26 protein-coding genes, 1 tRNA gene and 2 pseudogenes are annotated in these 20,914 nt (G+C 58.2%); 15 read left to right on the forward strand and 14 right to left on the reverse strand.

What is annotated here, in order from left to right:
- Window positions 1-29: 29 nt before the first annotated feature.
- The 4 genes from PWG15_RS33640 to PWG15_RS33655 all read left to right on the forward strand — a co-directional run bounded on the left by PWG15_RS33640 (window position 30) and on the right by PWG15_RS33655 (window position 4,206).
- The gene (locus PWG15_RS33640) at window positions 30-659 is read left to right on the forward strand and encodes an HAD family hydrolase (protein ID WP_275027801.1); all 630 of its coding nucleotides are present in this window, start codon (window positions 30-32) and stop codon (window positions 657-659) included.
- Window positions 656-1,438 (forward strand): DeoR/GlpR family DNA-binding transcription regulator, encoded by a 783-nt coding sequence (locus PWG15_RS33645; protein WP_275027802.1) that lies wholly within the window; start codon window positions 656-658, stop codon window positions 1,436-1,438. The genes PWG15_RS33640 and PWG15_RS33645 overlap by 4 nt, the downstream gene beginning before the upstream one ends.
- A gap of 137 nt (window positions 1,439-1,575) precedes the next feature.
- Window positions 1,576-2,469 (forward strand): glycoside hydrolase family 3 N-terminal domain-containing protein, encoded by an 894-nt coding sequence (locus tag PWG15_RS33650; RefSeq protein ID WP_275027803.1) that lies wholly within the window; start codon window positions 1,576-1,578, stop codon window positions 2,467-2,469.
- 297 nt (window positions 2,470-2,766) lie between these two features.
- Window positions 2,767-4,206: an aspartate ammonia-lyase gene (locus PWG15_RS33655; RefSeq protein ID WP_275027804.1), complete on the forward strand. Its 1,440-nt coding sequence runs from the start codon at window positions 2,767-2,769 to the stop codon at window positions 4,204-4,206.
- A 65-nt stretch (window positions 4,207-4,271) separates the two neighbouring features.
- Here the strand turns inward: PWG15_RS33655 and PWG15_RS33660 are convergent, their stop codons facing one another.
- Together PWG15_RS33660 and PWG15_RS33665 are read right to left on the reverse strand one after the other, a co-directional pair.
- Window positions 4,272-4,493: a hypothetical protein gene (locus tag PWG15_RS33660; RefSeq protein ID WP_275027805.1), complete on the reverse strand. Its 222-nt coding sequence runs from the start codon at window positions 4,491-4,493 to the stop codon at window positions 4,272-4,274.
- 36 nt (window positions 4,494-4,529) lie between these two features.
- A complete protein-coding gene (locus tag PWG15_RS33665; protein ID WP_275027806.1) occupies window positions 4,530-4,667 on the reverse strand; it encodes a hypothetical protein in 138 nt (45 codons plus the stop codon).
- A gap of 74 nt (window positions 4,668-4,741) precedes the next feature.
- On the opposite strand from PWG15_RS33665, the gene PWG15_RS33670 reads away from it, so the two are divergent.
- Complete coding sequence (locus tag PWG15_RS33670) at window positions 4,742-5,923, forward strand: MFS transporter (RefSeq protein WP_275027807.1); 1,182 nt, start codon at window positions 4,742-4,744, stop codon at window positions 5,921-5,923.
- Between the two features lie 137 nt (window positions 5,924-6,060).
- Here the strand turns inward: PWG15_RS33670 and PWG15_RS33675 are convergent, their stop codons facing one another.
- The 3 genes from PWG15_RS33675 to PWG15_RS33685 form a co-directional block, all read right to left on the reverse strand.
- Window positions 6,061-6,522, reverse strand: coding sequence for an NUDIX hydrolase (locus PWG15_RS33675; protein ID WP_275027972.1), 462 nt, complete (start codon window positions 6,520-6,522; stop codon window positions 6,061-6,063).
- Window positions 6,523-6,886: 364 nt separating this feature from the next.
- Window positions 6,887-6,962, reverse strand: a tRNA-Ile gene (locus PWG15_RS33680).
- Between the two features lie 281 nt (window positions 6,963-7,243).
- Entirely contained in the window at window positions 7,244-7,684 is a 441-nt protein-coding gene (locus PWG15_RS33685; RefSeq protein ID WP_275027808.1) for a lipid-binding SYLF domain-containing protein, read from the reverse strand.
- Window positions 7,685-7,935: 251 nt separating this feature from the next.
- Between PWG15_RS33685 and PWG15_RS33690 the strand changes: the two are divergent.
- Window positions 7,936-8,104 (forward strand): annotated as a pseudogene (locus PWG15_RS33690) (AhpC/TSA family protein); the annotation flags it as partial.
- A gap of 89 nt (window positions 8,105-8,193) precedes the next feature.
- Here the strand turns inward: PWG15_RS33690 and PWG15_RS33695 are convergent.
- The 7 genes from PWG15_RS33695 to PWG15_RS33725 all read right to left on the reverse strand — a co-directional run bounded on the left by PWG15_RS33695 (window position 8,194) and on the right by PWG15_RS33725 (window position 13,957).
- On the reverse strand, window positions 8,194-8,688 hold the full coding sequence (locus PWG15_RS33695; protein ID WP_275027809.1) for a ferritin-like domain-containing protein: 495 nt from the start codon (window positions 8,686-8,688) through the stop codon (window positions 8,194-8,196).
- A 296-nt stretch (window positions 8,689-8,984) separates the two neighbouring features.
- Window positions 8,985-9,869 (reverse strand): YihY/virulence factor BrkB family protein, encoded by an 885-nt coding sequence (locus PWG15_RS33700; RefSeq protein WP_275027810.1) that lies wholly within the window; start codon window positions 9,867-9,869, stop codon window positions 8,985-8,987.
- 299 nt (window positions 9,870-10,168) lie between these two features.
- The gene (locus tag PWG15_RS33705) at window positions 10,169-10,498 is read right to left on the reverse strand and encodes a hypothetical protein (protein ID WP_275027811.1); all 330 of its coding nucleotides are present in this window, start codon (window positions 10,496-10,498) and stop codon (window positions 10,169-10,171) included.
- A gap of 202 nt (window positions 10,499-10,700) precedes the next feature.
- Entirely contained in the window at window positions 10,701-11,480 is a 780-nt protein-coding gene (locus tag PWG15_RS33710) for a COG3904 family protein (protein WP_275027813.1), read from the reverse strand.
- Window positions 11,467-12,774 (reverse strand): hypothetical protein, encoded by a 1,308-nt coding sequence (locus tag PWG15_RS33715; protein ID WP_275027814.1) that lies wholly within the window; start codon window positions 12,772-12,774, stop codon window positions 11,467-11,469. The genes PWG15_RS33710 and PWG15_RS33715 overlap by 14 nt, the downstream gene beginning before the upstream one ends.
- Before the next feature lie 180 nt (window positions 12,775-12,954).
- Window positions 12,955-13,668 (reverse strand): MOSC domain-containing protein, encoded by a 714-nt coding sequence (locus PWG15_RS33720; RefSeq protein ID WP_275027815.1) that lies wholly within the window; start codon window positions 13,666-13,668, stop codon window positions 12,955-12,957.
- 70 nt (window positions 13,669-13,738) lie between these two features.
- Window positions 13,739-13,957, reverse strand: a complete 219-nt coding sequence (locus PWG15_RS33725; RefSeq protein ID WP_275027816.1) for a DUF982 domain-containing protein — start codon at window positions 13,955-13,957, stop codon at window positions 13,739-13,741.
- Window positions 13,958-14,099: 142 nt separating this feature from the next.
- On the opposite strand from PWG15_RS33725, the gene PWG15_RS33730 reads away from it, so the two are divergent.
- From PWG15_RS33730 to PWG15_RS33755, 5 genes are all read left to right on the forward strand, one after another.
- A complete protein-coding gene (locus tag PWG15_RS33730; protein ID WP_275027817.1) occupies window positions 14,100-14,327 on the forward strand; it encodes a hypothetical protein in 228 nt (75 codons plus the stop codon).
- 433 nt (window positions 14,328-14,760) lie between these two features.
- On the forward strand, window positions 14,761-15,006 hold the full coding sequence (locus PWG15_RS33740) for a DUF982 domain-containing protein (RefSeq protein ID WP_275027818.1): 246 nt from the start codon (window positions 14,761-14,763) through the stop codon (window positions 15,004-15,006).
- A gap of 601 nt (window positions 15,007-15,607) precedes the next feature.
- The gene (locus PWG15_RS33745; RefSeq protein ID WP_275027819.1) at window positions 15,608-16,177 is read left to right on the forward strand and encodes a nutrient deprivation-induced protein; all 570 of its coding nucleotides are present in this window, start codon (window positions 15,608-15,610) and stop codon (window positions 16,175-16,177) included.
- Entirely contained in the window at window positions 16,170-16,589 is a 420-nt protein-coding gene (locus tag PWG15_RS33750) for a phage holin family protein (protein ID WP_275027821.1), read from the forward strand. Before PWG15_RS33745 ends, PWG15_RS33750 begins: the two co-directional genes overlap by 8 nt.
- The gene (locus PWG15_RS33755) at window positions 16,586-17,521 is read left to right on the forward strand and encodes a DUF3618 domain-containing protein (protein WP_275027822.1); all 936 of its coding nucleotides are present in this window, start codon (window positions 16,586-16,588) and stop codon (window positions 17,519-17,521) included. The genes PWG15_RS33750 and PWG15_RS33755 overlap by 4 nt, the downstream gene beginning before the upstream one ends.
- A 244-nt stretch (window positions 17,522-17,765) precedes the next feature.
- Here the strand turns inward: PWG15_RS33755 and PWG15_RS33760 are convergent.
- Window positions 17,766-17,915: pseudogene (locus PWG15_RS33760) on the reverse strand (transposase); the annotation flags it as partial.
- A gap of 347 nt (window positions 17,916-18,262) precedes the next feature.
- Between PWG15_RS33760 and PWG15_RS33765 the strand changes: the two are divergent.
- The 4 genes from PWG15_RS33765 to PWG15_RS33780 all read left to right on the forward strand — a co-directional run bounded on the left by PWG15_RS33765 (window position 18,263) and on the right by PWG15_RS33780 (window position 20,208).
- Window positions 18,263-18,760: a hypothetical protein gene (locus tag PWG15_RS33765; protein WP_275027823.1), complete on the forward strand. Its 498-nt coding sequence runs from the start codon at window positions 18,263-18,265 to the stop codon at window positions 18,758-18,760.
- Window positions 18,761-19,023: 263 nt separating this feature from the next.
- Complete coding sequence (locus PWG15_RS33770; RefSeq protein WP_275027824.1) at window positions 19,024-19,227, forward strand: Y4lK-related protein; 204 nt, start codon at window positions 19,024-19,026, stop codon at window positions 19,225-19,227.
- A gap of 183 nt (window positions 19,228-19,410) precedes the next feature.
- On the forward strand, window positions 19,411-19,716 hold the full coding sequence (locus PWG15_RS33775) for a DUF1236 domain-containing protein (RefSeq protein ID WP_275027825.1): 306 nt from the start codon (window positions 19,411-19,413) through the stop codon (window positions 19,714-19,716).
- 366 nt (window positions 19,717-20,082) lie between these two features.
- Window positions 20,083-20,208 (forward strand): hypothetical protein, encoded by a 126-nt coding sequence (locus PWG15_RS33780; RefSeq protein WP_275027826.1) that lies wholly within the window; start codon window positions 20,083-20,085, stop codon window positions 20,206-20,208.
- Between the two features lie 181 nt (window positions 20,209-20,389).
- Here the strand turns inward: PWG15_RS33780 and PWG15_RS33785 are convergent, their stop codons facing one another.
- The gene (locus tag PWG15_RS33785) at window positions 20,390-20,776 is read right to left on the reverse strand and encodes a hypothetical protein (protein WP_275027827.1); all 387 of its coding nucleotides are present in this window, start codon (window positions 20,774-20,776) and stop codon (window positions 20,390-20,392) included.
- Window positions 20,777-20,914 lie beyond the last annotated feature (138 nt).

The raw sequence follows: 20,914 nt of genomic DNA on the forward strand, positions 1-20,914 counted from the left end.
TTCTCGTGTTTATGCAGAAAGGTAAGGAAGTGACCCCAACCAACGTGGTATTCGACATAGGTGGCGTGTTGATCGACTGGAATCCCGCCTACCTCTATCGCAAGCTCCTTCCAGACGAAGGAAGCGTTGCCAGATTTTTGGCAGAGGTCTGCACCTCCTCCTGGAATGCGCAGTTCGACGCGGGGACGCTTTTTGCCGAAGGTATTGCTGAACGCTCCGCGCGCTTTCCGGAACATTCCGAGCTGATCGAGGCGTACTGGAGCAGATGGCACGAGATGCTCGGCGGGGAGGTAGAAGGAACCTCGCAGGTTCTTGCGCGGCTCAAGTCCGCAGGCGTGCCTGTTCATGCAATTTCCAATTGGTCGGCTGAGACTTTTCCGAGGGCCCAGGCGATTTTTCCGTTTCTCGGCGACTTCGACGTTCTCGTGGTTTCCGGACGGGAGCGGCTCATCAAGCCGGACGCGGCAATTTTCGACTTGTTTTTGGAGCGTGCCAACGTGCGCGCGCAGGATTGCATTTTCATCGATGACAATCTCGCCAACATCGCCGCAGCCTCAAGGCTCGGATTCCAGACCGAGCATTTCCAGACAGCCGCCGCGCTCGAACGCAGGTTGTCGACCCTTGGCATTCTCGCGCCGCTCGAGGGGATTGCGGAATGAGTGCCGGGATGGAGGAACCGACAACCCTTTCGCCAGTGGAACGTCAGGCCATCATCCTGGAAAAGGTCAACGCCTCGGGGCGCGTCGTCGCGGTCGACCTGGCGCAGGAATTCAACGTCTCGGAAGATTCCATCCGACGCGACCTGCGCGAGCTTGTCGACGCAGGTTTGGTGCAACGCTTCCACGGAGGAGCGGTGCGGCTGGTGACACCGGCACTCGATTTTCATCGTCGTGAAACACTGGGGACCGAAGAGAAGCAGCGTATTGGCCGCGCTGCGGCAGCGGCAATCCCTGAAGGCGCAACCTTGCTCGTCGATACAAGCACGACCGTTGTGCATTTCATCCGCCAACTTCCGCCGACGCTGTCCGTTCGCATCTTCACCAGTTCGGTAGACGTCGCCGGCGCCGCGCTCGATCATCCGCTTGCGGAGGTTACTCTGCTTGGGGGACGGCTAAGCAAATTCACACGCAGTGCGACCGGAGCCAGCGCAATCGAGGCTGTCCGTGGGCTCAAGGTCGATTTCTGTGTGCTCGGAACCTGCGGCATCGACGATGACTTGATATTGCGCGCGGACGACCTTGAAGACGCGTTCTTCAAGAAGGCGATGATCAAGGCGTCGAACAAGACCTTGGTTCTGGCATCATCTGACAAGCTCGGGCAGGTGGCGACCCACGAGGTGGCGCCGATCTCCGTAGTCTCGCAACTCTTCACCACGAGCGAGGACAGTTCTTTTTTAGAGCGAATCCGCGAGATGGGCGTGAATGTGGAGACGGTCTGACAAGGCTTCATTCAAGGAGAAAATCAATGAACTACTCGCTGGACCAGGACGCCAGGGCCGTATTGCTGCCTGCGTTTGACAGTCTCGATTTCGCTGACGTCATGGGACCGTTTCTGGACCAGGGCGGACACTCGCTTTTGATCGGAGAAACGCGCGACGAATATGTGGCTCGCACGATGTCCGAGACGCGGCTTTCCACTGAAACGGCGAGCATCCTTCGCTCGGCAATAGAAAGGCTACTCGCGAAGTGCCCGAAGCTCATCGTTGCTGTCGACGAGGAGATGGGCGGAATCCAAAGGTTGCAGGGTCTCGTTCCTCCTCTTCCAGCCTTGGCAGAGGCCATCGCGCTTTCTCATCAAGATCTGGCTGATCGGTGTTTTCGAACGGCCAGTGCCGCTCGCGAACTTGGTGTAACGATGTTTCTCGCGCCGATTGCCGATGTTGCGGGCAGGCAAAATCCCTGGCTGCGCAACCGGCAGATGGGGACCGACCCCGCCACGGTCGCCAAGCTGGTCAAGGCGTTCGTGACGGGTGTCCAAAAGGCAGGCGTTTCTGCCGTTACCAAGCACTTTCCCGGATACGACAACCTGGTTGCTGACCCGGCGCTCGTCGATGTCGCCTTGCACACCCCCCTTGAGCGGATCCTGCGCAATGCGCTGCCGTTTCAGGCAGCCATCGAGGCCGGAACCAGGGCGGTCATGACGGGGCCGGCCCCTGTTGTCGCGGTCGATGCTGAGAATGCGGCCAGCACATCGCCCGCCGTCATTGCCCTGTTGCGGCAGCAATTCGGGTTTCAGGGGCTCGTCGTAAGTGATGATCTCGATGCCCCTGCCACCATGCGCGGCAGATCGCTGGTGGCGACGGCGGTCGCATCGCTGAATGCCGGGGCGGACCTCTTGCTTGTCTCTGGCGGGCCGCATCTTGGCGAGCTGTGTGAGGGGATCGCGGCTGCGGCACGGGCGGGTACAGTTTCGGCAGATCGTTTGTCGGATGCCGCAAACCGTGTGAGGCAGCACGCGGCATTGAACTAGATCTCATCGAAAGCCGTCCTGTCCGCTGGCGCCGCCTCGGTGGTGCAAGATCGTTCGACACGCGTGTTGGGATCTTAGGCGTTCAAAACGTCGGCTGGGTTCGCGAAGTCGCAGGCATCCATGCGGCGCGCCATTTGCGTCACCTTGCGTCAGGTGTTTTTGCCTCGCGAAGTATAAAGCCGCCCTGCCGACGGATAGCCTTCAAATCGTGCTCGAAACGGACAGGGTCGAATGGGCGCGCCCGAAGACCGTGGCGTTCACGCCCGGACGGCGATCACGGAACACCAGAGGACTAGCATGTCAGACACTCCGCCCATGTTCCCTTGCAAGACACGCAGCGAACGAGACACGCTCGGCGAAATCGAGCTCCCGTCGGACGCCTACTACAGCGCACAGACCGCTCGCGCGATTGCGAATTTTCAGATTTCGGGAATCCCGGTCAGCGATTATCCGTTGTTCATCCGCGCCCTCGCGTTGACAAAGAAGGCGGCCGCCTTCGCCAATCTCCGGCTTGGCGACCTTTCGCCTGCAAAGGCGCTCGCGATAGAAAAGGCCTGCGACGACATAGCAAACGGCCAATTGCTCGACCAGTTTCCCGTGGATGTGTTTCAGGGCGGAGCCGGAACTTCCACGAACATGAACGTCAACGAGGTTATCGCAAATCGGGCGCTCGAGCATCTTGGCCTCCCTCGGGGACGCTTCGATGTCATTCATCCCAACAATGATGTGAACCTCGCGCAATCGACGAATGACGTCTACCCAACGGCGATAAGACTGGCGTTGCTCTTCAGCTACCGGGAGCTATCGGCCGCGATTGAACGACTGGCCTCCGCATTCGAAGCGAAGGCGCTAGAGTTCAGGGACATCGTCAAGCTTGGAAGAACCCAACTCCAGGACGCTGTCCCGATGACGCTCGGACAAGAGTTCATGGCTTTTGCCGTGACCCTGCGAGAAGATGTCCTTCGACTGGACGAGGCCGCTCATCTCCTTAAGGAGATAAATCTTGGTGGTACCGCAATTGGGACAGGTATCACGGCTGATCCCGCCTATGCGGCGATTGCAACAGAAGAGCTCTCGAGCATGACCGGGATCGAGCTGCGGCGGGCGTCGGATCTTGTCGAGGCCTGTTGGGATACCGGCGCCTTCGTGCATTTCTCCGGAACCTTGAAAAGGACAGCAGTAAAACTGTCCAAGATCTCGAATGATCTGCGGCTGCTTTCCAGCGGCCCGCGTGGCGGCCTTGGTGAGATTAATCTTCCTGCGATGCAGCCAGGCTCGTCAATCATGCCCGGAAAAGTGAACCCTGTTATTCCGGAGGTCGTGAACCAGGTTGCATTCCAGGTCATCGGCGCGGACCTTGTTGTAACGCTGGCAGCTGAAGCGGGACAATTGCAACTGAATGCGATGGAGCCGGTGATTGTTTTCAACCTTTTGCAGTCAATGAAGTTGTTGACGAACGCGTGCGAGACGCTCACCGACAAATGCGTTGTCGGCATCACCGCCAACATTGAGCGTTGCCGGCAGAATCTTGAAGCTGGCACTGCACTTGCGACCGCACTTGTATCACTTCTCGGGTACGAGCGATCCGCGCAGATCGCGAAGGAGGTTCTGGAAACCGGCCGGACTATAAGCGAGGTACTTGAGGCGACGCAGGCATTGCCAGCGAGCGTCAAGAACGACCTGCTAAATCCCCTCCATCTCACGAAACCGTCGAGACTTCGGACACCGGACTGCTAGGTGGGAAGGGTGACCGAGGGAGGCTGGGGTACGCCTTGGTTCTCTCAATGGCCAAGTGGCCCCGCCTATTTCAACAAAGAAACGAGGGCCACCAACGAGTCGCGTTGAACCAATGCAGCGCCTTCACGGACTTGGCCAGCTTTTTCCAAGAACGACCAGATTGGGCCTGATGATAGGAAGATAATGCCGACCAGGACCGCAGCAGAGACGACATGAAAATTGGCGGGTTTGAGAAGTCGGGTAAACACCACTTGTTCCTCCTGGTTCCTTGTAGATTTGAGTGTCATTTAAACCGCTTTTGTTGTCCCCTTCTCACTCTTCATCTAAGTGACGCAAGATGACGCACGATAAAGCTGGGCCACGGCGTTGATGGCGAGTTCGGCCCAGCGAGCTCCCTGAAAAAGAAAGGTCTCGCCAAACCTGTTTGATAGCGCAGCAAATTTCGCGTCGATCGTGGTCATTGGTGATCCGTCCGAGGTCAAGCTGGGCGCTCGGCTCACTCGTCAACACGCTCAATACAAGGGACCAGCATCAGATGCTTGCAACACATCAAAGACCCTATCTGGCGTTCTTTCTGCTCGCCACATCAACCGGCGCCTTCATGGCCCGGATCCCGGATCTCCAGACCAGGCTGGGAGTCGACAAAGCCCAGCTCGGTATGACGCTGATCGGATTGGCCGTTGGGTCTCTTGTGTCGCTTTCGACGTCTGCCCCCATCATCGAGCGTCTTGGTAGCAAGCGGGCGCTTTCCATTGCGATACCTGGTATCGCGTTCCTGCTCGCTCTCACCCCTATTCTACCCAGCGCGGAATTTGTCTTCGGGTGCCTGTTTCTGACCGGCCTGCTTGCGGGATCCCTTGAACTGACTTTGAACGTGGAGATAGGGCGTATCGAGGCGGTGAAGGGCTTCAGCATCATGAACCGATCACACGGTTTTTGGAGTGTCGGTTTCTTCGTGACCGCCGTCACCGCGTCGTTTATCCGACAGGCGGGAATTCCGATGTGGTCGCATATGCTGTTCGTAGCTGTGATCGTCAGCATTCTGGCCATGCTCACCGTGAAGGGCATGGTGAATTCGCCAAGCCTTGCCGTCACCGAAGACGCGAAGGCGCCCTTCGTTGCTTTCCCAACGCTCGCGCTCATGCCGCTGTGCATCATCGGCATCGCAGCGTTCCTTGTAGAGGGCGCGGGGCTCGATTGGTCAGCGATCTATATGCGGGACGTTTTCGGTTCAACTCCCTTCATCGGGGGATCCGGACTGACGTTGTTCGCACTCTTCATGGCAGTCACACGCTTGACCATCGACCCCGTTGTCGACCGGTTCGGAGCAGGGCCGGTTGCACGCGTCCTCTTGATCACTTCTGTGATCGGCCTGGCTTTGGTCTGGCTCACCCCACATGAATACGCCGCCCTGGCTGGTTTCGCTTTGATGGGTGGTGGTTGCAGCGCCGTCTATCCGATGGCGGTGTCTGCGGCAGCCCAAAGGACCGACAGACCCTCGGCAATCAACGTGGCTGCTGTCAGCCAAATGGCGTTCGTGGTGTTCTTTCTGGCACCGCCGCTCCTTGGTTTCGTTGGTGAAGCGTGGGGCATGAGGGCGGCATATGCCGTTTGTATCCCGCTTATACTCATTTCCATCCTTCTCAGCGGGGCGTTGAAGTCCGGGGGCAAATCGAAGTCCGCTGTCAGCGGAGCGAGTCACGAAACCGCATTGTGACACTGCCGGGGATCGTGCGACGGTTGAGTGCACGCTCGCGCGTTGCGAGGATGTTCACGTTCTGTGCTTGCAAAGTCGCATAATGTATCGACTGGAAAATTAGCGAGCCTAGCGCTCCTAGAGTGCGAAGTGTCCAGTTATCCCAGTATGCGGACAAGGAGCTGCCGAAGTCCGGGCTCTCCCACTTCGTATGCGGCGATTGGAGCCGGCACCCATCGGTTCGAGCGGACACCCCTTTCCGGGTAGTCAGAGGCGAGCGAGCGCACGGCAATCAGGTGTACGCGAACCCGGTAAACTAAAGCGCTGCTATCCTTGCAATACGTAAACCCGCCCACTGAATGTTCAGTGGAAACTCCGATTACTCCCGCCTCTTCAAATGCCTCACGAGCAGCTGCGTCCTTGCTCGTTTCTCCAGTTTCCACGTGACCCTTCGGAATGCCCCAGCGCCCGCTGCTCTTCCCCGAAATCAGCAGCACGTCATATCCATCTGCTCCACGCGCCCTGCGATAGCAAATGGCGCCAGCTTGACGGACTTCGCTTGGCGCGGGACCGAGGGCATTTACACGGGTTGGCAGGCGGGATGCGAATATCGTTTGCATCGTCGGTTCCTCGTTGAGGCGAACGGGAAACAGAGTAGGCTCGGCTTTTGCGCCATCAGTTTTAAGACGGAAAATCGGGAAACTCAACAGAAGCAATCCCGAGATACCTCCCCGAGCCGTCCCACAGCATTTCGCCTTGAAAGAAAGCAAAAAGCCCTTCCTCTTAGACGACAAGAGGAAGGGCCGGGCGTCTGAGCGTTCGACTTCACAGACATTTCATCTGTGGCTTAAATACTCAAGACATCAAGCCCTTCGAGGAAAATTAGCTAGCAAAGGCTTTCTCGCACAGTTTGGCGGCTGATCCGTCTTTCTTGGAAAGGCGAGAATATGCAGGGAACGTCTTAGAACAAAAGGAGAAGTTGTATGGTGGGCCTGGCAGGACTCGAACCTGCAACCAGTCGGCCATGAGCCGACGGCCCTAACCATTGAGCTACAGGCCCCCACCAGAGAATCTCCAAGGACAGGGAACCGATTGATCAAGCTCGGGTCTGGATGAATTTCTTCGCAAACTTTGGCGCTGCGAAGGAAGCAACTCCGAGCCGTCGACGTCAGCAATGTCATATTCCGACCCAGTTTTCCCATCCGCCCGCCGGTTCGTATCCCTTCAAGGCGAGGGATGAAGGTCGGCGCTCGGCCGCTTCCTAGCTGGTGGCTCTGAAAGCCGACCTTGGCATTCAGAGCAGTGGACCGACCGCATGGACGACGAACGGAGCGACGGCCCTTACTTTACCGTGATGGCAATACCGCTGAGATCGGCGTTGACTTGCAGGCCTACCTGCTTGCCTGAGAGCTCGAGTTGGGCGCCCTTGTCATTGGTCATGACGATCACCTGGGCCCCTTTTCCGAGCGCGCCGCCACCACCCGCCGCACCGTAGACCCCCGTCACATCTCGGGCGCGGCGAATGTGGCGAACATTACCATGGAAATAGGTCTTAGAAGCCCCGAAGGCGAGGCCGCCCGAGATGCCGCCGACAGAGATGGGATAGCGGCGACCATGGAAGGTCAGCGTGCCCTCGCCTCCAGAGCCACCCACAAAGAAGGCAGCTTTGTAGACCGAGAAGCTGATCGTACCGCTGTCGGCATGCGCGGAGCCGGCAAAGCTGATTCCCGCCGCAGCGATAACCGCAGCCGCGACTGAACGAAATCTGGACGAAATCTTCATGATGCGAGTCTCCTCAAAATCGAGGCTTACCCAGCCAGGAGGGCACGTCAGCGTCATGCCAAAGTCACAGCTGAAACAGTCTTGCCCGTCATTAGTTCCAAGCACGCGGACAGAATCCGGCTGCGAGAAGGCCGCCACGAAACGAGGCGGATGGCAAACATGGTCTCGGTGGCAGGGCCGGTGGGCAGCCAACGCTCGGCTGGCTCAGAATTGCCTTTTGGGATTGATTTCGGAAGTGCGCTCGGGCGGTTGAGATTGCGGAACCCGATCAGCAGGCGATGGCCTCCAGCCAAGGGCAGCTTGTCGGTCAGTTCCTGATCGACCGAGGAGGCATCGCACGCTGGAGCTTCACTCAAGTCCTAGAGGCTGGACTCAATACGTGAGGATCTGATCTCGGCAGCTTCCCAAGTCCGACATTAGTGAGCTTGACTTTGACTCATTCCTGCACTAGTGCGCCCGGCTGAATGCCGGGCGCATGGCAAATTCCACGCTCAGTCCCGGCCCGTCAATCAGGCTGCCTTGCGGGTCGTCGATGCCTTATTGATGGAGGTGACTGCAAGGTTGGTAAGTTTATTGTTCGTTGCTTTTTCCTGGTCGAGGATCTCAGAAAGGAGCGTGTGCGCTTCGTCGTGTCCAAGATCTTTCGCCCACTCGCGAAGTGACCCATAACGGGCGATTTCATAGTGTTCCACGGCCTGGCATGCAGCCAGAAGGCCCGCGTCCAGCGCGGTCCCTTTCGCCTCGTTTATGAGACCATCGGCTTCCTTGATTAGTCCCTCAATGGCGTCGCACTTTTCGCCGGCGGGCTTCTTTCCGATGGATTTGAATACCTGATCGAGCTTCTTGATCTGATCCTTCGTTTCCGAAAGATGCTCCTCAGCCGCCTTTTTCAACTCCGGGCTCTTGGCCGCCTTGGCGACATTGGGAAGAGCCCTGGTAATAGCGTTTTCGGCGTAATAGACGTCCTGAAGCGTGTGTTCGAACAGTTCGGCAAGCGAGTTCATGCTAACTCTCCTTTGTGAATGAATGCCGTAGAAGAAGCTTCGTCTGCGCTTTTCGTTCCAAGCAGCAGCTACTTTTGGATTTCTCGTGCCGGGCCGGGCGGCACGGCCGGACACTGAAGTAGCAACCAGACGCGCTGGCACGATGCGCCTGCCATTTGGCAGGCACTTACAAAGTGCTAGCAGAGGCGACTGGCCGAGTTCTGGTCAGTCAATTTGCTTTTCATCAGCACTCTTGCCGTCCGAGCTTTCCGACCGCTCCTCAAAGCGACGGAGGCTCTCGTGGTGCGGAGAAACCTTCATCTCGCCGCTTTGCCGATGGTATCGGCCATATGCGCTCCACGAAGGCCCATGGGAAGCGGCCTGCCGGTGGTCGAGTCCTTTGCAGTTTGATGCTCAAGTTCAGCATTGAGCTCGGCACCAACGAGAAGCAGGGTCACGGACAACCAGAGCCATATGAGGAAGCCGACGAGGCCGCCTAACGCACCATAGCTGGCAGCGTAGTCAGCAAGATTATTGAGGTACCAGGCATAGATCAGAGACATCACAATCCACGCGGATGTTGCGAAGATCGATCCCCACGTCAACCAACGGAGCTTTGCCGGCTGGCGACTGGGACCGACACGGTAAACGACCACCGCCCCTGTCAATGCGGCGACGACCACGAGTGACCAGCCAATGAGGAGGACTATGGTTTCGTTCGCCGGATCGAGCAACGCAACGCCAAGGATTGTGGGTATCGCTGCGGTGATGCCGATCATCATGATGAGGGCGATCATCGCGCAAAGGGTAAAAATGATGGCAATGAGATTGAGCCTGAGAAACCCACGCTTCTCGACTTCCTGGTAGGCAACATTCATCGCGTCGAAAATCGCGAGCGTACCGCTTCGGGCACTCCAAAGGGTAACGGCGAAGCTGATGAAAAAGGCAAGACTCAAGGTCGCGTCACGCATTTGGACGAGCGCGCGAACCTGGGTCGCGACAATGTCGAATGCCCCCGGGGGGAGGACATAAGCGAGCGTTCTCAAATGCTCCGCTATATCGACAGGATCGGCGAGCAGTCCATAAAGGGCCACGATCGCGCCCAGTGCTGGAAACAGGGCAAGAAGTAGATAAAACGTGACGCCAGCTGCAACGAATGCGACCCGGTCGTTGGAGACTTCGTTTATGACGCGCCAAAGCACATCATAGAGCCCCTTGGGAGGTATTTCCTCGGGTACATTGGCGTTGCGGCCGCGACCTTGGTCAATATCGTCGCCTGGGGGATACAGCGTTTCGCCTTGTCTCGCGCTCAGAGTGCGCCCTTTAAGCGGAGCAGCCAGAGCGAGAGCACCGCGATCGCACAAAAGCTGACGACGACTTGACGATCGGTTGACTTTAAGGCCATCGGCAAAGTTCCCCCCAGTTTTCCTTTCTAACGGCTGCCACGCAGAATGGATGCGCAGGAAACCGTTTTTCGCCTGTGCGGCGTGATCCTGAAGGCTCAGCGGGGCCGCACGAACGCGGTCCAGACGTATCCCACAACACCAGCCATAACGAGAGCGGGAACGAAGTGGCGTCTGACCTTGTTTTCTACCGCTTGGATGGCGACATTTGCCTCTAACACGGCCAATCGCGAACTTCCGGCTGCGATGGTGGCGAGTTCTGTGCGAAGCCGGATTACGTCTGTCCGCAAAGCCTCTAGCTGCGCCGCGCGAGTGAGATGGTAGGATTGGACGTTAGTGCTGCCCGCCGTCTCGCGATCAGTTCCTTCCCGTGTCGTGTCGGTCAACTGCGATGCTTCAACACTGTCATCGCGTGTCTGATCCATCATGGCGTAGTCCTCCTTTGGTTCCTTTCAACCGAGGAGGATGACCGTTGTTCCACCATCGCGCTTCTCAGCCGCACCGAAGACGCTGAAACATTATTACTTCGGGGAGGCAATGCGGTTTGACCGGGGAAGACTGGACGAGGGCTCCCGTCGTTGCCGCCGCTCTCTGCGGGATCGAACGCCCTCTCGGATCCGCAGCGAAAACTTAGTTCTTTTTCTTGGCGCTAACCGTAGCCTTCGTCGTGAGCCGGAAATCGGCCATCTCCTGCGCCGTCAAATAGTAGAGATGATCCGGCGGGGTTTCCAAAGCGTGGAACCAAAGGCCCGCAGAAATTCCCATTGTGTCGAGATGGCGCGCGACCCGGGCAGTGGCAGACTGGGCTGCAGACATGGCTTCCTCTGCAGTCGGCCGGTCATTGGTGCCGCTGAATAGCTGGTGCACACCAACTACCGCGTCAGATTCCACAAGGCGCTCGACACCGCCTGATAGGATAATCGGGCAGGAGGATGCGCACAGCGCTCTCGATGCCACCTTGGTGCGAAGTCTCTTGTCTCTGATCAGCTTGGAGATCGCCAACGCGTCGTCGACCGAACCGCCCGGGGAATTGAGCTCAACGGTTTCGACATATTCACCGCGTTGTTGGATCTCGCGGGCAAATCGCAAAGCTGCGCCTAAGTCGAGCGTCCCCTCCGCAAGCAAGGAGCCGCCTGGGCCAAGATCGAATGTCATGGCCTTCGCTAAATCTTCGATCGGGCTTGCCGGAGTTGCCGTAGGCCTGTTCGGATCCACATTGGTTCCCGCAGGTGGCAAGAAGGGTGGCGTGTGGGATGGATCGAAGGCTGGCAGCTGCGTCTTCGTCGCGATTTCGCGAACGTCGATAAGGAGAAAAATTACCGTCAACGCCAGCAGCAGCAGGAAGGTGCCCCGCATCAACGCGCCATCGTCCAGGCGCTTCAGCACCCTGATCGGTTCATCGATCCTCATTCGATCGATCCTTTGGACGAGTTCGTGGATCGAGACTGGTGATGTTGTTTTGCTCCTCCGGTCTTTTCTCTGGTTCCAGCTCTGCAACAGCCTCTTCGAGGTTTATCCCGTTTTTCGTCAAGGCGCGCTGCACTTCCAAAGCCTGCAAAAGTTCGGCTGCCGTGATGCGCTCCGCAAAGGGCATGCTTTCCTCCTGTTTGCGGATTGCACCATGGGCGACGGCGAGAATGAAGACCAAGACGCCGGGCAGCAGATCGATGGAGATGGCGCCGGCCCAGGCGGGAATAAAGTCTGCGGCGTAACGCAGCACAGCTTCTGCGGAAGATAGCGGCACAAACCTGCGTTCCGTCACCGGTGTGCGCGCAAGGATTTCGTCGGCGGCGTCGGAAAGAACCTTTGACTGGGCGGCGACCGAAGCACGTACCGTTGCCATTACCCTGTCCTGACGGTCGACAAGGTCTGCATCGCCACCGTCGGCAACAGGAGCAATAAAGCCGAGAGAAAGATCGTCGGCCGCGCGGCGGATCGAAGGGGCGATCGACGTCTGGCCGAGCGAGGCTATGACGCCCGTGAGCGCTACGACTTCTGAGGAAAATTGATCGGCGCGCGGCTCGATTGCGCCGGGTGCCGACACCAGGGTGCGCATGATCCCCAGCCGCTTTTGTCCCTGATTGAACAAGGTGGTTACTTGTTCGCGCGAAGCGTTGATTCCGCTCTCAAGATCTTTCATCTGCGCTGACATTTGAGACAGCAGCTGCACGACGCTTCCAGAGCCTGTCGTGCCGGTGAGAGCGCCTGATTGCCGTTCAGAAAGGGCAAGCTGAGCGAACCGTTCGGATGCGCGCTGGATGTCGGGCAGAAGGCTCTGGGCGGCCAGCGCGTTTTGGTGCGCCTGGTCAAGGTCGGCGGTATAGTCCTCGACGGTTTCTGCAAGATGCTGCTCGAGTGCGGCAGAACCGGCGAGTGCCGCCGCATTCAGCCAGCTGGACATAGCGACGATCATGGCCGCGCCTAGGGCCATGACGCCGAGCATGGAGGCGCGACCCGTATGGGTGGTGATATGCGGATAAAAGCGGGCCATATAGGACCAGAACGCGTAGATGCCGACTGAAACGGAAGCCGAGTAGATGATCGCAGCAAAGAACACCGCGGTCGGCGAGCCATCGAGGATGCTGCGGACGCCGAGGTAGGTGTACACGCCTGACGCCAGGGCCAGCACTGCTACGGCAAACCGCGTCATCGTCTCGACGGCGGCAACCCCGTCGTGCAAACGTTGGGATGCGCCGGTCGCCATGGGCAAGTCTCCGCAAAAGGAATGTATTCCTTAAAAGAGGATGAAGAAACAGGCGGAATAAAGGCCGGCTTCTTTGCGGTGGCGTGTGGTTTAGAGCCCGTCGTCAGGTAGCTCGCACTCAAGAAAGCGCAAAGGCAGGCCGTCAGACCTCACCATCGGCTTACGAATCCGCGTCTTTCCTCACGATTTGATGGAGCCTTGGGCGAGTGAAGCACGCACCTTGGCATGTACCGGCACGGTCAGGTAGCGATGGATGAGATCAGGAGACGCCCTCTTGCCGTGATGCTTCATCATCTCAGACAGCAAGATCCGATCTCCTTCGAATGGCTCATATTTCAATGACGACCCGGCAGCGATGCGGCCGCTTTCTATGACCCGACAGTAAAATCCGGGGCGGGCGGCTGTCAGATATCTCTTGGCGAAGGCAGGGTCACCTAGCCACTCACACAAGGTACGACACGGCATTCTTGGCGCTGTCGCTTCCAGCACGACGTTTCCAATGGAGAAATGGTCGCCAAGCGCGACAATCCGGTTATCCAGCCCTTCGATGCATAGATTTTCTCCGAAAAACCCCGGCGGGATGGCTTTGTTCAATAGGCCTTCCCACCAAAGACGGGTTATGTTTCCCTCCACGCACAGCGCCTGCTCGGGGCCGCCATGATGCTTGCGGTTGCAAACGGCGTCGTCTTCAAGGCCCTCAGCGGTCACTGACATAGCGAAGTTGATAGGTTGCTTGTGGATTCCCGTCCGGACCGTTTTGCCAGGTCGATCCTCGGGTATTCCCACGCATACGGCCAGCACCCTCATGCGTCCGCCTTCCGCAACGACTTGCAACTCGCTGTCAGAGTTCAGAGCAGGGCCACCATCGCAGCGATCGATCGCGAGTGCCGCCAAGGCCGCATCCAGCAGGACCGCACGGCTGGCTTTGTTTCGATATGCTCGAGACATGGTCTCACCTCAAATATCAGGGAACGCAAAACTTCAACGCGTCATCGCAAGATCCGAAGGACAGACGCCCAGCATTTGCATCGGTGCATTCGTCGAGCGCCTCCGCGTACGCAATTCCGTGATCCACCGGCCAACAGTCGCTGAGCAAATGCGCCGCTTGAACACCGGTGTCCAAACGATCTGCACCCGTCGAGCGCGGGCAACTGAATGATGATGCATTCGTCCGAAGTAACATCGCCCGATCCTCTGTCCTTGGGCATAACGAGGGGATAGCCCGTTCGTTCCCGTCCACATGTCGAAGCGGGCCACGGCCCAGTCAGGCAGTGGATGCGGAACAATCCCGTGCGCTGTCTATTGTTGACTGAAGGAGTCTACCAATGACGCGGGATATTAGAAACGCCACGTTTTACGTATTGAAGCAGGACGACCCTTCAACGCTTGGCGATGCAGTTCCGGTTGGGTTTGACGAGGCTTACGAGGAGGCCAAGAAGCTCACGGAAAACGGTGGAGCCGTTCACGTTCTTTATACAGAGGACGCAACCCAGATGCAGCTGACACGGTTCGCCGAGGCCGGCATCAGAACCAGCCTGGCTTCTCAAGGGTAGGAGGCAAAAAAGCGACTGCTGATCAAGGGCCGTGATGAAGCGCGATTGGCATGCGGGCGTAATTCCCGGATGGACTGAGGCACCCCGCGCAAAAGTCCAACGTGCCTATCGACACAACCAACTCCCGGAACAAACACAGCCAGCTATCGGTTTGCCTCATGAAGAGGAGCCCAGTATGAATACGATGCCGACTGAACCGATCCCGAGGCCCCCTGACCCTAAATTCCCGCCAGGAATGCCGCCGGACGTGCCGTGTCCACCGATCGAGGAACCAGAGCCCGACATCCTTCCGGACGAGGTTCCCAATCCGAACCCGGATGAGAATGATCGGCCACCGAAGCAGTAAGCGTGACTGCGGTGCAGACAGCGCAGCAAGCGGAGCGGAACGATGGCCGCAACCCGGAGTTATGTTCAAAGAGAAAGGGAGCCGGCGATGATCGAAAGTTGGAACGAATGCGTGATCATCCAGCTTCCGGATCTGGACGGGGTGCAAATAGTATGGACACCCGGCCGCGCAGCCACGCTGCTTAGTGAGAGTTGGCCGATCGATTACGGAGTCGCCTATTTGGATGCCCTCAACAAATGCACGGACGCAATGCTAGGCACCTACCCATGGGAACAAGCGCGAGACGCATTCCTGGAGGCCATTGCCGAGGCTAAGGTCGCAAAGCTGCGCTAAATCGCAATGCCGCCGCCGGGAGAATAGTATCGGCGTGCCCCTTGAAGTGAACATTTCCCTGAGAGCTCGCTGGATGTCCCCTTAATGGCGGCGCCCAGTTGTCAGTGGGACATCTAGTCCTAAGGCTGAGGCTCGTTGGCCTTGTACCTAAACATACAGACATCAGTGGGCTGGCTACGGGATTGGGAAGTTTCCGATCGCGTCGCCCCTGGCTGTAGTGGCAAGACGTCTTGACCATGGGCGAGGCGGTGCAGGATGAGGTCCATCGCTGCCCGAAGATTGGCGCCGGTCACGTCCAAGCGGGCGGCCAGACTGTTATCGTTCGGCATGGATCTCATGCAACCCCGAGACAATTAGCCCAGCGTTTGCGTTCGATTCGGTCGCAGGTGAGGTGAACGCTTCACCATGCCATCTCCCTGTGCATGAACCATGAAGCGTTGAAAGCGCAGCGGCTCACTCACCACCAGCCTGAGGTTTTCCAAAGCCGTGATCAAGCTTCGTCGGTAATTCACCGTTCGGCCCGTCCAAGGAACAAGGTTCAGACTTGCTGGTTTGAGGCACAATGACTTGGTGCTCCTGCCCGATTGAAGAGGAGGCGCAGATGATCGACGACCCAAGAGATCGCACACCCCAGCAACAACAAAGATTTTTACTGCCCGACGAAAATAACCGGGACGCGGAGAGTCTTGGCGATAATTCCGCCGATTGGCAGAGCGAAGGCCGGGGCGGCGAAAGTCCGCGCCGTGATGATCAGACCAGTCAGGCTAAAGAAGCCGCGGCGCGCGCCGTGGAGCACGAGAAGAATGCACTGGCGCGCCAACTACGCGGCCTGGCAGGCGCCATGGAAAAGGTCGGGTCCGAACTTCGCCAATCAGAGCAACCAGCGCTTGGGCGCTACACCCAGCAAATTGGGAGCTCGATCGGACGGCTGGCGCACGATTGTGAAGATCGAGAGCTCGGCGAAATTGCCGCGATGGCAGAAGATTTCGGGCGAAAGCAGCCTCTCGCCTTCCTCGGCATGGCGGCAATAGCAGGGCTAGCAGCGAGCCGTTTCCTTTCGGCCTCAACACAGCGATCCCACACCAATCCGGAAAGGGCACGGCCGAACGCTCCTCCCGCGCGCGCCAGGGACGGTGATTGGGACTTTGAGAAGGAGTTGCGAGATGCTTAACCCCCGCGATGACCGCCCTCTTTCGGAACTCATGACAGTCTTGGTCACTGACATATCCGGGCTTTTCCGGAAAGAAATCGATCTTGCAAAGGCCGAGGCAGGAGAAAATCTGGATCGCGCTATCGGCAGTCTCGAGACGCTTCTTGTGGGGCTCATTTTCGCCATCGCCGCCATTGGCGTGCTTTTGAGCGCCGTGGTGCAGGGTCTCAGCGCGTTCCTCGTCGGCCAGGGCATGCAGGAGGCAAACGCCGACGCCTTGTCAGCCGTAATCGTCGGCGTCCTCGTCGCTTTACTCGCATGGGCAATGATCTCGCGCAGCCTTGCCAAACTGTCGAACCGCACCATGCGCTTCGACAAGACAACGGCGTCCCTCCAGCGTGATCTCGAGGTAGCCAAGGAGACAGTACGATGACCACCGATACGCATTCGCCTGCCGAGTTAGAGCGGGAGATCGACGCCGACCGACAGAGGATCGAAGAGACGCTTCACGCCATCCAGGAGCGGATGTCGCCCGGTGAGTTGATGGATGAATTTCTGGATTACGTGCGGCGCAGCGGCGGAGCTGAATTTCTCAAGAACCTCGGCGGTGCGATGAAAGCCAATCCAATTCCAGTGGCCCTGACGGGTGTCGGCCTTGCATGGTTGCTGGCGGATCCTGCGTCGCGCGCACCTCAAACTCTACCCCCAGACAATGGTGCAGACAATTATCCACTCGCGTCTGTCAGTGGCACTTTACGGCGCGTTGGGCCGGTCGAGGCAAATTTTGGCGAGCGCTACAGCCACTTCGCAGACGACAATGGCAGTCGCTTCCGCGCCCGTACCGATACCGCCGGCCGTCGAGCCGGACATTTCGTCGATCCGACCGGTACCGTCTATCGTGGCTTTGCCGACACCGCCGGGCGAGCGATCACTGATATTCGTGACGAGAGGGGAAATTTGTTCGATGAAGCGTCTGGCTGGGCATCGGCAACGTGGCGAGAAATGAAGGGCGCGGCAAGCGGACTTTCCGATACCATTGCTGGTACCGGCCGGTCAGTGGCAGACGGCGCTCGCGATGTTGGCCAGGCGGCACATGCCCGCGGAGCGCAGTTGAACGCGGCCATTCTAAGCAACTTTCGCGACCAGCCGCTGGTTGGAGGTGCGCTTGCGTTTGCCATCGGCGCCGCGATTGGCGCCGCACTGCCTGCGACCGCACTGGAGGATGAGGTGGTCGGCGAGACTGCGGACCGAGTTCGCGATCAACTCGCGGCCACGGCCGATGCCGCGGCAGAGGGGGCAATCGACGGTGTAAAAGGAGTTTTGGACGAAGCAAAGAAGGCGAGTGAGGCACGTTCTCCCGGATGAACGCTCAACCTTCGCGTGGCGCGCCGCCCAGGGCACGCCGCTGCGGATGGCGGCTCGTGCTTTCACGTCCTTCGCGAAGTGACCGCAAGAGCAGCGGTGAAACGAGCACAAATCCGGCGGTGGGTTTCCGAAGACATGTCAGGCGCCGCACGAGAGCCATCGGACAAAAAGGGTCCGGGTGAGGACTGGGACGTCCGATCTTCTTGTGACGGCCTCCGTGGGACGGGACACCGTGAAAGAACCATCGCAGTCGTGGATTGCCGGCTTTCGACACCCCTTGTTCCCGGTCGGTCGCCCTGGTCTGGCATGGCATCGGCGCCAAGCCCGCATAGGCGGCGACCTGCCTGCGATTATCAAAATGCCGCGACAACCCTTCGGTCCAAAGTACCGCCGCACAGCGTTTCGCCAATTCGGTCTGGAACGGAATGACTTTTCACTGGTTAGACATCCCAAAGGAGAACGTCATGAATCAGTTGATCTACCTTGTGGGCCTTGTCGTAGTCGTCATCGCGATACTGTCTTTCTTCGGATTGCATTAGATCGCACTCAACCGCTGCGAGGAGCGAGAGGGTTCCGCCTTCCCCGTCATTGCCGTGACGAGGCCTTTCCAATAGAGCAGCCCCACTGACGGCGTTGCATTCGGGCAACATCGGCGCATACTGCTGCCATCGCCGAGCTGTTAATACGGGCCTCGGCGGCTGGAAGATAGTCCGCGCTTTCGCCCCAACAGGAGGTCGCGCGATGTCTTCCACGACCAGGCAAATGGCGCTTCTCCCTCACGAACTGAATAAGATCGACCAGGTCTTCCAAGACATCCTGCAGGAGCGCGGGTTGCCGCGGAATTGTGAGGCAGCTGAAGTCATAGCAAGACGCCTTCTCGGTTACTACCAGAGAGGCATCCGAGAAAGCGGCGCCCTGAAGTACATGACCGCATCTGACAAGAGACCGGAAGCACTGGGCGCGTTCCTCCTTGGAAACAACCCAGAAGTCTCAACGCACAGGGTTGCAGCAGACCCAACCATCCACATCAGCCCTGACGAACTCGACATGCTACAGCGGACATTCGACCGGGTGTGTCTCTGGTGTAGCATTCCACGCTATGGGAAACGCGCGGAACGGCTAGCCCGGCACCTTACCAATCAATTCCGCGACGGCGTGAACGATGAGGCAGCGCTATTCGATAGCGCCATGTGGCTCGAGCAGAATTCCGACCGCGATCGATATCGATCGGATGCATAGAAATACTTTTGAGTCACTCGGCGGAACGTTATCTGCGCCCGTACGTTCCTGTATCGCCAGCGCCACTCTCCGCTGCGCAACACGAGGCCGGGCTCCAAGTCTTCAAGTCCCAAACCTTGGAGCCCGTTGAGTACCATCCTGCTTGGCCCCACCTGACGGCGGGGCCATTGCTTTTTCCCCTGCCCCAAATTTCTTAAGAGCACTTTGCGCCCGGCGACCTGGCCGCGTCTCGCCTAGGTCAAACGAGGACCTGATATGTCTAAATGACGGCAGTCGTCGACGTGATCGAGGTTGGGTGCGGCATCAGCGCCGTTGGCCACGACATGTACGTAATTGGCGATGCCGACGAGCAGCAAGCCAGGATCGAAGAACCCAGCCGTATCGGCGAGAAATACAGTAATCGCGAGCCAACTCAAGTTGGAGATCGTCCCCTACCTTCAGTCGATTGGAAGGTTCGTGGGACTTAGCTTGGCCTGAAACACGGCACTAGCAGCGGCAGCCTTCCGCGAGGGCCATCAGACAATGGTCGGAAGCGCTGCCAGACGAAGGTCGAACATCATTGATTTCGGGAACGAAAGATCCCCAGCAAGGTTGGTCAGAGGTTCCCCGCATCGCGAGTGGAACAGCTAAACACAAGATTGGAGAAGAAGATGAAAAAGCTTGTCAGCACCGCCCTTGCAGGGATGTTCTTGGTGGGTACTTCTGCCGTCGCCCTGTCTCAAACGGTGGTGATCACGCCAGAACAGGAAACAGTCGTTCGCGAATATGTGAAGAAAAAGCCGATTGCTTCCATCAATCTTCCAGGCGTGGAGCTAAATGTCGGCTCGGTGCTCCCAGAAACGGTCGAGCTGCACACGATTGATGCACCGGACATTACCTACAGATATGTCGTCGTTGACAACCGAACGGTGCTGGTAGACCCAGGAACTCGCAAGGTCGTTCAGGTTATCAACTAGCTCGACGCTGCATCAAAGCAGCTTTTTTCCAAGCCGCGTGGCAGCAACGCGTAGCTGTCTTGTCTTGGTGGGCAACGGCGCCCGAGCATTCCTTGGCCGCATGGAACCAGCTTTGGTGCCGTTGCTCGATTGCGGGAGGACTTACCAGTGCATGAACGACATCTTTACCGAGCGTCAGAGAAAAAATTCACGACAGGCCTCCCCATCGCACTGATGCTTTTGTCCATGATGGTAATCGTTGCGTACCTGCTTGTCGGCGCTACCTTGAGCGACGGAGATCAGACGGTCGCCATCGTTCTTCCGAAGCCGATTGTAGCCAGCTCGCGATAGGCGCGGTTGTCCGATCAACGCCAGTGAGGAAGCAGCATGGGTTTGATTGGCGATGGCGCTACCACGTACCGCCAACAGCTTCGCGAAACCAGAGATCAAAAGCTCGTTGCTCTGTTCGAGTCCTATGACCTGGCTTCATCGAAGCTCAACGACCTGGTGTGAGAAGTCCCGCGGCAAGAAGGATCTGATAGGCGGATCGAACGCTCAGACGGAAGGGCCTGGATTCTACCCGTTTCGGATCTGGGGTCTTTCTTGTCATATCGAGGCAACGGCGGCAGCCGCCCCGCTTGAAATCCTTGGAAAGGGACAGCCGTTCGATCTCGTTGTGACCGATTGCTCGGCGTCAGGCGTCCGTATCGGGTTGCGCCCGTCCTGCGGGGATGGTGCTGCCAGTGGCAGACGGTGGATCGCTGGCGGGAAATGAGTTCTTCAAGCCTTCGACGAGCTGCTCTTCCAAGGTGCCGGTATCCTTGGCGCTACGAGCACTTCGCAATGATTGAACGGCAGGCGAACCGGTAGCGTCGACTTCATCGGCGTCGTCGTTCTCGACCTCACCGAAGGTAGCCACTTGCACCATCAAGGCTTTCGCCTTTGTCACGGCGTCGTCAACGCTGAGATTGTCCGTCGAGCTTTGAAGACGGACCGAAATCACGTCGCCGCCTTCAGCGACCCATTCGACCGTCTTTATGCCGCCTGCATCGGATAAGACCTGTTGCCCGACGATGTTCATGGTAGCTACCTCCAATGACTTCCCAGGCTAGAACCCGCTTGAACGTCAGTTGTTCCGGGAGAGGGAAGATTGGAAAAGGATGCCACCACGCAGGACAATGACGTCACGGTAGACTTCCGCGCGAAAGGGAACGGCTGC

Source organism: Ensifer adhaerens, from assembly GCF_028993555.1.
Taxonomy (GTDB): Bacteria; Pseudomonadota; Alphaproteobacteria; order Rhizobiales; family Rhizobiaceae; genus Ensifer; species Ensifer adhaerens_I.

What these genes read in the sequence shown, in the direction of transcription:
- PWG15_RS33645 (WP_275027802.1), top strand. Translation starts at nt 656, where the DNA reads ATGAGTGCCGGGATGGAGGAACCGACAACCCTTTCGCCAGTGGAACGT.
- PWG15_RS33655 (WP_275027804.1), top strand. Translation starts at nt 2,767, where the DNA reads ATGTCAGACACTCCGCCCATGTTCCCTTGCAAGACACGCAGCGAACGA.
- PWG15_RS33660 (WP_275027805.1), bottom strand. Translation starts at nt 4,493, where the DNA reads ATGACACTCAAATCTACAAGGAACCAGGAGGAACAAGTGGTGTTTACC.
- PWG15_RS33665 (WP_275027806.1), bottom strand. Translation starts at nt 4,667, where the DNA reads ATGACCACGATCGACGCGAAATTTGCTGCGCTATCAAACAGGTTTGGC.
- PWG15_RS33670 (WP_275027807.1), top strand. Translation starts at nt 4,742, where the DNA reads ATGCTTGCAACACATCAAAGACCCTATCTGGCGTTCTTTCTGCTCGCC.
- PWG15_RS33675 (WP_275027972.1), bottom strand. Translation starts at nt 6,522, where the DNA reads ATGCAAACGATATTCGCATCCCGCCTGCCAACCCGTGTAAATGCCCTC.
- PWG15_RS33685 (WP_275027808.1), bottom strand. Translation starts at nt 7,684, where the DNA reads ATGAAGATTTCGTCCAGATTTCGTTCAGTCGCGGCTGCGGTTATCGCT.
- PWG15_RS33695 (WP_275027809.1), bottom strand. Translation starts at nt 8,688, where the DNA reads ATGAACTCGCTTGCCGAACTGTTCGAACACACGCTTCAGGACGTCTAT.
- PWG15_RS33705 (WP_275027811.1), bottom strand. Translation starts at nt 10,498, where the DNA reads ATGATGGATCAGACACGCGATGACAGTGTTGAAGCATCGCAGTTGACC.
- PWG15_RS33710 (WP_275027813.1), bottom strand. Translation starts at nt 11,480, where the DNA reads ATGAGGATCGATGAACCGATCAGGGTGCTGAAGCGCCTGGACGATGGC.
- PWG15_RS33715 (WP_275027814.1), bottom strand. Translation starts at nt 12,774, where the DNA reads ATGGCGACCGGCGCATCCCAACGTTTGCACGACGGGGTTGCCGCCGTC.
- PWG15_RS33725 (WP_275027816.1), bottom strand. Translation starts at nt 13,957, where the DNA reads ATGTTACTTCGGACGAATGCATCATCATTCAGTTGCCCGCGCTCGACG.
- PWG15_RS33730 (WP_275027817.1), top strand. Translation starts at nt 14,100, where the DNA reads ATGACGCGGGATATTAGAAACGCCACGTTTTACGTATTGAAGCAGGAC.
- PWG15_RS33740 (WP_275027818.1), top strand. Translation starts at nt 14,761, where the DNA reads ATGATCGAAAGTTGGAACGAATGCGTGATCATCCAGCTTCCGGATCTG.
- PWG15_RS33745 (WP_275027819.1), top strand. Translation starts at nt 15,608, where the DNA reads ATGATCGACGACCCAAGAGATCGCACACCCCAGCAACAACAAAGATTT.
- PWG15_RS33750 (WP_275027821.1), top strand. Translation starts at nt 16,170, where the DNA reads ATGCTTAACCCCCGCGATGACCGCCCTCTTTCGGAACTCATGACAGTC.
- PWG15_RS33755 (WP_275027822.1), top strand. Translation starts at nt 16,586, where the DNA reads ATGACCACCGATACGCATTCGCCTGCCGAGTTAGAGCGGGAGATCGAC.
- PWG15_RS33765 (WP_275027823.1), top strand. Translation starts at nt 18,263, where the DNA reads ATGTCTTCCACGACCAGGCAAATGGCGCTTCTCCCTCACGAACTGAAT.
- PWG15_RS33770 (WP_275027824.1), top strand. Translation starts at nt 19,024, where the DNA reads ATGACGGCAGTCGTCGACGTGATCGAGGTTGGGTGCGGCATCAGCGCC.
- PWG15_RS33775 (WP_275027825.1), top strand. Translation starts at nt 19,411, where the DNA reads ATGAAAAAGCTTGTCAGCACCGCCCTTGCAGGGATGTTCTTGGTGGGT.
- PWG15_RS33780 (WP_275027826.1), top strand. Translation starts at nt 20,083, where the DNA reads ATGGGTTTGATTGGCGATGGCGCTACCACGTACCGCCAACAGCTTCGC.
- PWG15_RS33785 (WP_275027827.1), bottom strand. Translation starts at nt 20,776, where the DNA reads ATGAACATCGTCGGGCAACAGGTCTTATCCGATGCAGGCGGCATAAAG.